12 protein-coding genes are annotated in these 11,637 nt (G+C 41.8%); all 12 read right to left on the reverse strand.

Translation table 11 applies throughout. The features are described from left to right. Positions 1 to 198: 198 nt before the first annotated feature. Entirely contained in the window at positions 199 to 1,875 is a 1,677-nt protein-coding gene (locus OFN73_RS07100; RefSeq protein ID WP_270862837.1) for an anaerobic C4-dicarboxylate transporter, read from the reverse strand. 140 nt (positions 1,876 to 2,015) lie between these two features. Continuing rightward, complete coding sequence (locus OFN73_RS07105) at positions 2,016 to 2,762, reverse strand: SDR family NAD(P)-dependent oxidoreductase (protein WP_270862838.1); 747 nt, start codon at positions 2,760 to 2,762, stop codon at positions 2,016 to 2,018. 9 nt (positions 2,763 to 2,771) lie between these two features. Beyond that, positions 2,772 to 3,392, reverse strand: coding sequence for a L(+)-tartrate dehydratase subunit beta (ttdB, locus tag OFN73_RS07110; protein ID WP_270862839.1), 621 nt, complete (start codon positions 3,390 to 3,392; stop codon positions 2,772 to 2,774). After that, positions 3,385 to 4,278 carry a L(+)-tartrate dehydratase subunit alpha gene (ttdA, locus tag OFN73_RS07115; RefSeq protein ID WP_270858725.1) on the reverse strand — a complete coding sequence of 298 codons (894 nt, stop codon included), beginning with the start codon at positions 4,276 to 4,278 and terminating at the stop codon, positions 3,385 to 3,387. The genes ttdB and ttdA overlap by 8 nt, the downstream gene beginning before the upstream one ends. 9 nt (positions 4,279 to 4,287) lie before the next feature. After that, positions 4,288 to 5,034 carry a nickel pincer cofactor biosynthesis protein LarB gene (gene larB / locus OFN73_RS07120; protein WP_270862840.1) on the reverse strand — a complete coding sequence of 249 codons (747 nt, stop codon included), beginning with the start codon at positions 5,032 to 5,034 and terminating at the stop codon, positions 4,288 to 4,290. After that, positions 5,021 to 5,797: an ATP-dependent sacrificial sulfur transferase LarE gene (larE, locus tag OFN73_RS07125; protein WP_333720437.1), complete on the reverse strand. Its 777-nt coding sequence runs from the start codon at positions 5,795 to 5,797 to the stop codon at positions 5,021 to 5,023. Before larE ends, larB begins: the two co-directional genes overlap by 14 nt. Further along, a complete protein-coding gene (gene larC, locus OFN73_RS07130; RefSeq protein WP_270862842.1) occupies positions 5,772 to 6,974 on the reverse strand; it encodes a nickel pincer cofactor biosynthesis protein LarC in 1,203 nt (400 codons plus the stop codon). Before larC ends, larE begins: the two co-directional genes overlap by 26 nt. Further along, entirely contained in the window at positions 6,971 to 8,221 is a 1,251-nt protein-coding gene (larA, locus tag OFN73_RS07135; protein ID WP_270862843.1) for a nickel-dependent lactate racemase, read from the reverse strand. Before larA ends, larC begins: the two co-directional genes overlap by 4 nt. A gap of 169 nt (positions 8,222 to 8,390) precedes the next feature. Further along, positions 8,391 to 9,206, reverse strand: coding sequence for a transporter substrate-binding domain-containing protein (locus OFN73_RS07140; protein WP_270862844.1), 816 nt, complete (start codon positions 9,204 to 9,206; stop codon positions 8,391 to 8,393). Between the two features lie 92 nt (positions 9,207 to 9,298). Further along, positions 9,299 to 9,970 (reverse strand): uracil-DNA glycosylase, encoded by a 672-nt coding sequence (gene ung / locus OFN73_RS07145; protein ID WP_270862845.1) that lies wholly within the window; start codon positions 9,968 to 9,970, stop codon positions 9,299 to 9,301. A gap of 18 nt (positions 9,971 to 9,988) precedes the next feature. After that, on the reverse strand, positions 9,989 to 11,152 hold the full coding sequence (nhaA, locus tag OFN73_RS07150) for a Na+/H+ antiporter NhaA (RefSeq protein WP_270862846.1): 1,164 nt from the start codon (positions 11,150 to 11,152) through the stop codon (positions 9,989 to 9,991). A 52-nt stretch (positions 11,153 to 11,204) separates the two neighbouring features. Further along, a complete protein-coding gene (locus tag OFN73_RS07155) occupies positions 11,205 to 11,636 on the reverse strand; it encodes a CopD family protein (RefSeq protein ID WP_270858717.1) in 432 nt (143 codons plus the stop codon). Position 11,637: the final 1 nt, after the last annotated feature.

The raw sequence follows: 11,637 nt of genomic DNA on the forward strand, positions 1-11,637 counted from the left end.
GTGTGCAATACACTACGATTAGCAATACATACACACTCCGTTGTTTGTATAATTTTTGGCATTGAATTTTTTAAATTCTTCCTCTAATGCCTGTATGTCAATATCGGTATTTTGCATAATTTGACTTAATAAGTATTTGAAATAAAATTTAGAAAATTAGAAGAATTTGTCTGCGAGTTTCCTCGCAGACAAAAGCTATTACATATATCCGTAGAAGTGAGCTAGGATATATCCTAGGAAGCATGAGCTGAATACGCCGATGAAACCAGGGATAATGAAGCTGTGGTTGATAACATATTTACCGATTTTTGTTGTGCCTGAGCGGTCGAATTGGATCGCAGCAAGGTCGCTTGGGTATGTAGGTAAGATGAAATAACCATAGCATGCAGTTGCGAACGCAATGATTGTTCCTGGATTTACACCGATAGCAATCGCTAGTGGAACGAAAGTCGCAGCAGCAGCAGCTTGTGAGTTAAGGAATTTTGAAATCAACATACCAACTACAATGTATGTAAATGGATATGCTTGCATTACCTTACCAAGTGAGCCAGCTAGCATATCGATATGAGCGTGGAACATAGTATCAGCCATCCATGAGATACCATAAATCGCAACAAGCGCAATCATACCGCTGTGGAAGATTTCGTTTTGAGCGATTGTGCCAGCTTTGATACCTGAATAAATCATCATAATAGCAGCAGCAAGAAGCATGAACATTTGGATAGTATCAACCATACCAAGAGTTTTTGAACCTTTTGTGCTTGTAGCTACGCTGATTTTTGCGTTTTCATAAGTTTTAGTTTCGCCTTTTGCATTTACATAAGTTACATTTGCGCCGTCTTGGCTAACTTTGTAAGTTTTGCCGTCTTTATCTTTAACCTCAACACCTTGTGCAGTTTGAGATAGTTTAGATTTATCTTTTTTAACGCTCATTTTTGTCTCAGCGCCACTTAAAACCATAGTTCCGTCGCTGATTTTTACTTTGTCTAAGACTTTATCTGCTTCGGTAGCTGAAACGATATTAACGATAGCAGCATCTTTTGAGATAGACCATGTCGGGCGAAGTTGTTTGTAATAACCCAAAACCGCAACAACAACGATTGCTGAAAGGAAGATATACATAACATTCCATTGTTTTTGTGGAAGTTTAACGCCGATAAGTGATTTAGCATCGTCAGAACCATAGATGATTTTTCTTTGCTCTGGATCTTTAAGTTTAGCTTGGAATTCCTCATCTTTTTCAAGGCTTTTACCGCGGAATACTGAGTATGTGCTGATACATAGCATACCGAAGAAAGTAGAAGGAATAGTTACTTTAAGAAGGTCAAGGTAGCTAGAGAATCCCTCGATTTGAGCACCAGCGCCTAGCAATACAGCCACGATAGAAACGCCAGCAACTGAAACTGGGCTAGCGATGATTGCTAATTGTGATGAAACGGTAGTAGCCGCCATTGGACGCTCTGGGCGCACACCACTTTTCATAGATACATCGTAGATAATCGGCAAAAGTGTATAAACTGTGTGACCAGTACCGCAAAGAACTGTCAAAGTCCAAGCACACATTGGTGCAACATAACAAACTAATTTTGGATTTTTTCTCAACGCTTTTTCAGCAAGTTGAAGCATAACATCCAAACCACCCGCAGCCTGCAATGTAGCTGAGGCGACAACAACCGCAAGGATTGTCAAAATAACATCAACGGCTGGTTTGCCCGGAGACATTTTGAATAAAAATACGAGTATAACTAAACCTATACCACCTAAAATACCAAGGGCCATACCACCCTTTTTGGCACCATAAAAAAGACACGCCAAAACTATTATCAACTGAATAGTAAATTGGACGCTCTCAGACAAACCTGTAAGAAACTCCATCGCTTCTTCCTTTCCTTAAAAAATACTTATTTTATTATATCAATATTTCTTTTAAAGAAATATAAATAAAATTCAAAATATTGAATTTTTATAGAATAAGTGTTAAAAATTTATTTATAATACTTATTCAAAATTTAGAGTTATCTTTTCTCTACATGCAATCCAGCCCAAGTTTGCGCTGTCGCCATAGCCTCGACGATATTTATATTGACATGATGAGGCATATTTATGCAATTTAGCACGATTTGCGCTATATCCTCTGCCTTAATCGGATCTGTGTTTTCATAGACCTTTTTCGCTCTTGCTTTATCACCTTTAAATCTCACATCGCTAAATTCAGTCTCGCAAATACCCGGCGCAATCTCCGTTACACGAATACCAGTTCCGATTAAATCGTTTCTGATATTTCTGCTAAATTGCTTCACAAACGCCTTGCTTGCGCCATATACATGGCTTCCAGGATACGGCCATGCACCAGCAGTAGAGCCGATATTGAAAATATATCCATTGTCGCTTTGCAAAAGCAGTGGCAAAACCGCTTTTGTGGTGTAAATAACGCCCTTGATATTCGTATCGACCATAGTCTCTAAATCCTCGATTTGAGCGTCTTTAATGCCATCTAGACCAAGCGCAAGACCAGCATTATTTACCAAAATTTCGACATCTCTAAATTCAGCTGGCAAATTCTCCACAGCTTTAAAAATTTCATCCCTATTTCGCACATCAGCTACGATTATATGGGTATTTCCTAGCTCTTTTGCTAAATTTTCCAATCTCTCTTTTCTGCGCCCAAGAGCGATGATTTTATAGCCCTCTTTACTCAAAATTCTAGCTATCGCCTCGCCAAAACCACTCGTCGCACCTGTAATAAAAGCTGTTTTTTTCATAAATTTCTCCTATTTTATGAAGCTGACTTCTGGCAAAATTTCCGCTAACGCCTCATCTTTTTTCTTGTTAAATTCGACCTTATTTTTCTCAAAAAGATTATTGCCTTTCGCGTCGATTGATACGATTAGTGGGCCAAATTCTTTGACTTTGCAATTCCACAAGGTCTCTGGCATACCAAGCTCCATCCAATCGGCACTTTGTATCTCCTCGACCTCCATAGCAGCGATTACTGCGCACCCTGCTGGAAAAACGCAGTGCAATGCACCAAAATCCTTGCAACCATTTTCTGTATTGCTAGCCATTCCTCCTTTGCCTATGATTACTCTAACGCCTGTTTTTTCGATAAATTCATACTCGAATTTCTCCATACGCATGCTTGTCGTAGGTCCTACTGAGACGATTTCATATCTATCCTCGCCGCCAGCGCTTGTTTTTTTGATAATTGGGCCTGCGTGCAGTATCGCCCCACCACGGATATCAAGTGGCAAAGGCATATTTTTTTCGACCACGCGCCTGTGAGCCACATCGCGACAAGTTACGATATTTCCGCTTAGATAAATGATATCGCCAATTTTAATATCCTCTAAATCCTCCCTAGAAATCGGAGTTTGCAAAATTTTCTTATTCATATTTATAGTCCTTATGAGATGTCACGGTAAAGCTTAAATCGCCGTTCCAAACGATATTCGCGCGTCTGTGCGACCAGCAGCCTGTATTTACAGCCACAGCGATGACTGAGGGGTGACGAGCTGAGTTTTCGATATGCACGCCAAGCACCGAGCTAGCTCCGCCCATGCCTTGCGGGCCAAGGCCGATTTTGTTAATGCCATCTTCTAGCAATTTTTCGGTTTTTGCGGCGCGCTCGTTTGGATTATGCTTTCCAAGTGGGCGAAACAAAGCTTTTTTAGAAAGCAACGACGCCACATCTATCGAGGTTGCCACGCCCACGCCCACGACTAGCGGCGGACAGGCATTTAAGCCATAACTTGTCATTATATCCATTACGAATTTCACCACGCCCTCATAGCCCATACCAGGCATTAGCACGCCAGCTTTTCCAGGAAGTGTGCAGCCACCTCCTGCCATGTATGTATCAATCTCGCATTTATCGCTACCTGGCACGATTTCCCAAAAGATCGAAGGCACATCTTTTCCGACATTTTTGCCGGTGTTGTATTCATCAAAGGTCTCGACGCTGTTGTGGCGAAGTGGAGCTTCTTTTGTCGCTCGCAAGACGCTTTCCCTTAAAATTTGCTCTAATTCGCCAATTAGCGGGAATTTCGCGCCACATTTTACGAAAAACTGAATCGCGCCAGTATCTTGACAAGAGGGGCGATTTAGCTCTTTGGCAAGCTCTTGGTTTTTAAACATCGTCTCATAAATCGTCTTTGCTAACGGCGCATTTTCTTTACTCGCTAGCTCCTTTAATTTCGCCGTGACATCATCTGGCAAAATTTTGCCACTGTATCCGACGAGACTAGCCATGACGGCGGTCATTTTCTCTACATTTTCCACGCTCTCTCCTTATAAATGGTTGATTATACTCGCATTATACGCTGCGCCGTATCCGTTGTCGATATTTACGACACTAATGCCGTTTGCGCACGAATTTAGCATACCAAGCAAGGCTGCCACACCACCAAAACTCGCCCCATATCCCACGCTCGTAGGCACGGCGATGACTGGGGCTTTGACAAGGCCTGCAATCACGCTAGGAAGGGCTCCTTCCATGCCTGCTATGACGATTAGGACTTTGGCTTTTTGGATTTCATCAAGCTTCAAAAACAGCCTATTTATCCCAGCCACGCCCACATCGGTGATTTTGCGCACATCATTACCTAAAAATTTCGCCGTCTCATATGCCTCTTCCACAGCGTAAGAATCAGATGTGCCAGCCGAAATGATACCGATATAACTTTCGGTAAGTTTTGGCTCGTTTATGATAATGCTTATCGTGCGACCGACCTCGTTAAATTTGGCAAGTGGGAAGTCTTTTTGCAAAATCTCAGCCACCTGCGAATTTGTGCGCGTGATTAGGACATTGTTGCCACATTTTACACACTCGCGCGCGATTGCCAAAATCGCCTCAGCACTTTTTCCCTCGCCGTAAATCACCTCGCCAACCCCACTTCTAAGCTCTCTTTGCATATCAACCTTAGCGCAGCCGATATCGGAAAATGGGTAGTTTGCGAAATACTCGACGACCTTTTCATCAGAAATTTTGCCACCCTTGATTTGGGCGATTAAGTCCAAAATTTCAGCCTTTTTCATTTAAAACTTCCTTTCTAAACCCTTTTAAATCGAGCAAAATTTCATCAATTTGCGAAATTTCATCTATTTTTTGAATAATTTTTGCAAAATTTTCACTCGCCACAAATTCACTCATCAGCGCTCTTGACATTTCGATTTTTAAATTTCGCCCATTATAGCGCGCTCTGATGTTTGCAAAGCCGTTTTGTATGAGTAAATTTTCCACACGCTCGATTAATCTCAAATCATCTGCGCTAAATTCGCGCCCGTGAGGCAAACGAGTTAGCAAGCACGCAAAGCTAGGCAAGTCCGCGCTTTCTAGGCGCAGGGTGCGTGAATACTCCCTAATTTGGGCTTTGGTTAAATTTATCAGTGGCGAAATGACGCCAAGCTCGCGCACGGCGCGAAGTCCTGGGCGATCTTCGCCCAAATCATCTTTGTTTGTGCCGTCTGCGAAATTTGAAAATCCCAAATTTCGCCCAAATTTAATTAAATTTTCGAATAAATTTTTTTTGCATAAATAACAGCGATTTTGCGGATTATTCGCGATTTCTTGCGGGGTTTGGAGTTCTAAAATTTCGTGGCGAAATTTGTGAATTTTAGCAAAATTTATGGCCTGCGAAATTTCGCGTTCGCTCATATATGGCGTTTTTATGGTGAGCGCGATGAAATTTGCGCCCAAGATTTCACTTGCCACGCAGGCTAAAAACGAGCTATCCACCCCGCCAGAAAAGGCCAGGGCGAGATTTTTAAGCCCTCTAAGCTCTTCCTTTAAAGTTTCCATTTTCATACTCTTTGATCGCCGCAGCTCGCACCGTAGCGATATTTGTGCCAAATTTTTGTGCCAAATTTTTGCAATCATCAAATTCGGGTTTGATTTTCTCTCCGCCCTCAAATTTACAAATTTTAATCCTAACCTCGCCAAATTTCGTATTCACAGCGCGAATTTGGCGCGGAAGCTCTGTTTTTTGCACAGAAATTTCACGCACCCCTATCGCCGTGGTATGGCAAAAAATCAGCTCTTTTAGCGCAGGCGCGTCGCAAGATTTAGCTAGCACGCTAAGCTTCGTGCCAAGGCGTGATTTTTTCATATTCACAGCCTCGCTAAACACATCAAGCGCGCCAGCATTTAGTAAAATTTCGCTCGCTAGCGCCAAGCTCTCAGCGTCCATATCATCGATATTTGTCTCGATTAAAACCTGCCCTGATTGAGCCAAGCGCTCATCTTCACAAATCATAATTTTAAGCAAATTTGCAAATTTGGCTTCCTTGCTTCCAGCCCCGTATCCAGTGCGCAAAATTTTAGCGCTAAATTCGGCGCAAAATTCGCTCGTTAGAGCCTTTGCGATACCTGCGCCAGTAGGTGTCGTCTGCTCGAAATCACCGCCAAATTTCACAGGCACGCCAGATAAAATTTCACTCACCGCGGGTGCTGGCACGCTTAAAATTCCGTGAGCGCACTTCACAAATCCCCCGCCAAGGGCAAGTGGCGAGCAAAGCACGCGTGAAATCCCAAGCGATTCGAAGCAAATCGCGCTTCCTACGATATCGACTATACTATCAGTGCAGCCAACCTCGTGAAAATGGACATTTTCCAGGCTACTTTGGTGGATTTTTGCCTCCGCTTCGCCAATGATAGTGAAAATTTCGATTGATTTTTCTTTTACAAATTCGCTTAAATTTGAAGAATTTATTAAATTTACAATGTCTTTAAAAGTGCGCCCGTGCTCATGGAAATGGGGTGTCGTGCTCCATTTGCGCTTTAAAATCACATCTACTTTCGTAGCGCTTATGCCAGATTTTAAAACCTTTTTGGCACAAATTTCATACTCATTAGAAATTCCTAGCTTTGTAAGGCTATGTTTTAAAAAGCCAAAATCTACGCCAAGGTCGATAAATGCGCCAAGGCACATATCTCCGCTAATGCCACTGGCGCAATCTAAATAGATAAATTTACTCAAATTTTTGGAACCGTCATTGAACCAAATGGCAAAATCACAATCTTAGCGTCTTTTCCCTTCTCACCAAGTGCGTCATCTAGGGCTTTTTGCAAATCATGATATGGCTTTAAATGCACCGCTCTCATCTCATCATCGCTTAGATCGCTAACCGCCCAAGTCTGCGCCCAAAGCCCAATTTCAGCCATTTTGCCAGCTTTGTGATAGCCTAGGTGAAATTCCTCTTGAATTTTTTCTAGCACTTTTTGTGGCGTATCGGCTGATGCCATGAGGTTAAAAAACGGCTTAGGGCCGATACCTGTGCGACATTTAGCTACCATGATAAGCACGCCGCCCTCTGCCAGGGCTAGTTTGCCGTTATCTAGCGCTTTTTGGGCTTGGTATAAATCCACATCCATTGGATATGGGGCTACTGAGATTACGATATCAGCTTTTTGAGGGATTTTGACGCAAAATACCTCTTCTGCTTTTTCGATACAATCATAAAATGTATCGTTTAAATCGCCACTATTTACATAATAAATATTATGGTCGCTATCTAGCACCGTCATAATCGCAAATACATCGATATGAGTTAGCACCTTCATCGCATCAACCATATCCTCATGCACAGGATTGCCCTCTAATCGCAAAGCCTGCGCGTCGTGGCTAAGGGCTAGTTTGTGGTTTTGCTCGATAGTTTCGTATTTGGCAACGCCTGGCAAAAACGCCTTTCTACCGCCTGTATATCCTGCGAAATAGTGCGGTTCGACTGAGCCGATTGGGATAACTTTTTTCGCATTTGCTACGATTTTGTTTAGATACATTTGGGTTTTGTTACTACTCTCACCCAAATAGACCATTTCATCGTTTTTAGAATCGTGGCTGTGAGCCTCGCCTTTGGCCTTGACCTCAGCCCAAATTTCTTTTGAAAAAATCATCTCATACTCATCTTCGGTCGGATCTCTGTGGCAGCCGTTTGCGATGATAAAGGTTTTCTTTTTATCGCGAATTTTTGGATAAATTTCTTTTAAAATTTTAGATGTCGGAGTTGGGCGTGTGCCGTCATTTACGATGATTACGATCTCGTCATCGCCACTGATAAACTCATCAAAAGTTTTTTGATTTATCGGATTTTGCATTGCTTTTTTGATAAGCTCGGCCTCGTCAAATTTCTCAACCTTATTCGGATTGAAAATCCCCAAAAGATTTTTCTCATCAAATTTGATATTTAAAACATCATCTTTGCCATAACGAATTGGAACTTGCATTTTTCACCCCTTAAAATAAATTTAAATCGTTAGATTGTATCAAAAATTTTATTTAAAAGAGATTTATGTCATAAAAATTTAACTTAATTATCAAAATTTAAGGTTTTTTAGCGATAAAAAACCTTGCTAAACACAAATTTAGCAAGGCGAAATTTTAAAAATTTAAAGCTTAAAGTAGATTATAAATATCATCTAGCAAGAAGTATTTTTTCTCAGCTGTGCCCTTGTAATATGGGGAAATGTGGTTGTTAAACTCTGTTTCGAAAAAGCCGGTTTTAGATAACTCCACAAGCGCAGCGTCGATTGCTTTTAGCAAATCTGCGTTGCCCTTTTGCACGCCGATTGAGTTAAACTCAGAGGCTCCGAGGTTTTTTTGTGGGACTTCGACTTCTCTATTTATCACTGGAAACGCCATTACGATGATGTTTTCATCAGCATAGGCATCACCTTGATTTTCAAGCAGCGCCCTAGCACAGCCACCAGCGCTATCGCACTCTTTGATAGTATAGCCTTGTTTTTGGAAATATTTTTCGCCGATACTTCCCGGCATGGCTAGGATTGTTTTGTCTTTTAGATCTTTTATGCTTGTTATCGCGTCTGCTTTGCGGGTTAGGATACCGACATTTACGCTAAAATACGGGCTAGAAAAATCAGCGAGCTTCTCGGTCTCGGCGGTAGGGACTAGGGTCGAGACAGCCATATCCACAGCGCCATCTTGCAACAATCTATAAGAGGTCTCATCGTTTGCAGACGCTACGAACTCCACCTTCCCCTCGCCGCCTGCGAAAATTTTCGCAGCCACAGCCTCGGCTAGGGTTATTTCAAAACCCTCGTATTTGCCGTCAGTTAGCTTGCCAAATGGGGCCTCGTCATCATGGACGGCTATTAGAATTGTTCCGCTAGATTTGATTTCTGCTAGGCTTTTGGCGCAAACTCCGCTAAAAAGTAGCGCACTAGAAGCAAATGCGAATAAAAATTTATTCATTTTTTCCCTTTTTAGATAGATAAAAATTTAGGCGCTGATTATATACTTAAATTGTTTAATTAAATTTTAAAATACATAGTATTTTTATAAATTTACCAAAGTATTGTATTTTTACCTTTTAAAGCTAAATATTCATTGCATTTGCTAAAATGTCTGCACCCAAAAAACCCACCGCGCGCTAACGGGCTAGGGTGCGGGGCTGTGAGGATTAAATGGCGATTTGCGTCGATTAAATTTGCCTTTTTTATGGCGAAATTTCCCCAGAGCATAAAGACTAAATTTTCGCCGTTTTCACTGATTTTGGCGATTATGGCGTCTGTGAATTCGCCCCAGCCAAGCTTAGCGTGCGAATTTGGAGCACCTGCACTCACGCTTAGAGTGGAGTTTAGTAGTAGCACGCCCTGCCTTGCCCACGGGGTCAAATCGCCCCCACTTATGGCGCACGAGCCGATATCTGCGGCGATTTCTTTGAAAATATTTTTTAGGCTTGGCGGGATTTTTACCCCCTCTGGCACGCTAAATGCTAGCCCCATAGCCTCGCCTGCGCCGTGATATGGGTCTTGACCTATGATTACGACTTTTAAATTTGATAATGGGGTCAAATTTAGGGCGTTAAAGATTAAATTTAGCGGTGGGTAAATTTGGGTAGTTTGTGAAATTTGAGCTAAATTTCGCTCTAAATTTTTGAAATTTTCGCTTTGAAATTCGGCGCGCAGTAGATCTCTCCACTCGCGCGCACTAAGAAATGAGGCTAAATTTAGCACTAAATTTTGCCCCTAAATTTAAGCTGGTTTTGGTCCTACGACCTTAGCCACGATGTATCCGACCAGACCCGAGACGATAGAGCCGATGAAAACAGCGAGTTTGTCTGTGTGGTGATAAATGTCGCTTCCGCCATAAGCCAAACCATCGACAAATAGCGCCATTGTAAATCCGATACCGCAAATTATGCTTACAGCGTATAGTTGCGCCCAGTTTGCGTTTTCTGGTAAGTAGGCGATTTTGCCCTTGATAAGCAGCCAGCTAAATGCGAAAATTCCAAATTGTTTGCCGAAAAATAGACCAAGCGCGATACCCATTGGAACTGGGCCAAATAGATAGCTAGGACTCATGCCAGCTAGACTTACACCCGCATTTGCGAAGGCAAAAATCGGCAAAATGAAAAAATTCACAGGATATGCAAGTCCGTGCTCCATATCTTTTAGCATTGAGCCAGAGCGAGTTTGTAGTGGGATACAAAATCCAGCCACAACGCCAGCGATTGTCGCGTGGATACCAGAGTTTAGCACCATTACCCACAAAATAAGCGACATAATGACAAAAAGCAGTTTTTTATCTACCTTCATTTTATTCATTATAAACATAATCGCCACGCAAATTCCTGCGCCGATTAGGTAAGAGATATTTATCGTAGATGAGTAGAAAAGCGCAATAATCAAAATCGCGCACAAATCGTCCATAATCGCTAGTGTCAAAACAAAAATTTTAAGACTTGCTGGAATTCGTTTGCCAAGTAGCGCCATTACGCCCACAGCAAAGGCAATATCAGTAGCCGTAGGAATTGCCCAGCCCTTCAAAGCCTCGCTATCGCCCCAGTTAAGCACCGTAAAGATAATCGCAGGCGCCATAACACCGCCAAGAGCGGCAAAGCTAGGAAGCAAAATTTGAGAAAAATGGCGAAGCTGACCTTCGATTTTTTCGCGTTTTAGCTCCAAACCGATAGCGAAGAAAAATATCGCCATTAAAAAGTCGTTTATCCAAAAGTGCATATCCTCATCGAGTTTTAGTTTGCCGATACCCATGACGATGTGCGTGTGGATAAACTCGCGGTAATACGGAGATAAAATATCGACATTTTGTGCGATGATAGCAAATACTGCGGATAAAAGGAGGATTACGCCAGCACTACTTTCGCTGGATAGGATTTTTTTGATTATGCGTTGCATGATTCTCCCTTTGAACAAATTTATCTATTTTAGTATAAATTTCATTAAATTCTCATTGATTTGGCATGATTAACATAGCATAAAGTATGCCTATCATCAGAATCGTTGGAATTTCATTTAGCGCACGGAAATACTTGCCACTTTTTTTACAGGCGTCTTTTTCGAATTTAATCAAATAATAATGAAGCCAAAAATGATAAGCCACCATTAAAACAGCGCAAAGTAATTTTAGGTGGAAATAGCCCATTTTCATAAGTCCCGGATTTAGCAAAATCAGCATAACCGCGCTAAAAATCGTAACCGCCAAAGCTATCCAGCCAATGGCGTGATAGAGCATTTTTTCCATTTTTTTCACAACTTTGACAAAATTTGGATTGTCCAAATTCTCAGCGTGATAAACATATAGGCGCGGCAGATAAAACAGCATCGCCATCCACGAAATAAAGCCCACAAAGTGGATAAATTTAAACCAATAATAACTCATT

The organism is Campylobacter sp. JMF_14 EL1, assembly GCF_027737585.1.
In the GTDB taxonomy this organism is placed as follows: Bacteria; Campylobacterota; Campylobacteria; order Campylobacterales; family Campylobacteraceae; genus Campylobacter_B.

What these genes read in the sequence shown, in the direction of transcription:
- OFN73_RS07140 (WP_270862844.1), bottom strand. Translation starts at nt 9,206, where the DNA reads ATGAATAAATTTTTATTCGCATTTGCTTCTAGTGCGCTACTTTTTAGC.
- nhaA (WP_270862846.1), bottom strand. Translation starts at nt 11,152, where the DNA reads ATGCAACGCATAATCAAAAAAATCCTATCCAGCGAAAGTAGTGCTGGC.
- larB (WP_270862840.1), bottom strand. Translation starts at nt 5,034, where the DNA reads ATGAAAAAGGCTGAAATTTTGGACTTAATCGCCCAAATCAAGGGTGGC.
- OFN73_RS07100 (WP_270862837.1), bottom strand. Translation starts at nt 1,875, where the DNA reads ATGGAGTTTCTTACAGGTTTGTCTGAGAGCGTCCAATTTACTATTCAG.
- OFN73_RS07105 (WP_270862838.1), bottom strand. Translation starts at nt 2,762, where the DNA reads ATGAAAAAAACAGCTTTTATTACAGGTGCGACGAGTGGTTTTGGCGAG.
- larA (WP_270862843.1), bottom strand. Translation starts at nt 8,221, where the DNA reads ATGCAAGTTCCAATTCGTTATGGCAAAGATGATGTTTTAAATATCAAA.
- ttdB (WP_270862839.1), bottom strand. Translation starts at nt 3,392, where the DNA reads ATGAATAAGAAAATTTTGCAAACTCCGATTTCTAGGGAGGATTTAGAG.
- OFN73_RS07155 (WP_270858717.1), bottom strand. Translation starts at nt 11,636, where the DNA reads ATGAGTTATTATTGGTTTAAATTTATCCACTTTGTGGGCTTTATTTCG.
- larE (WP_333720437.1), bottom strand. Translation starts at nt 5,797, where the DNA reads ATGGAAACTTTAAAGGAAGAGCTTAGAGGGCTTAAAAATCTCGCCCTG.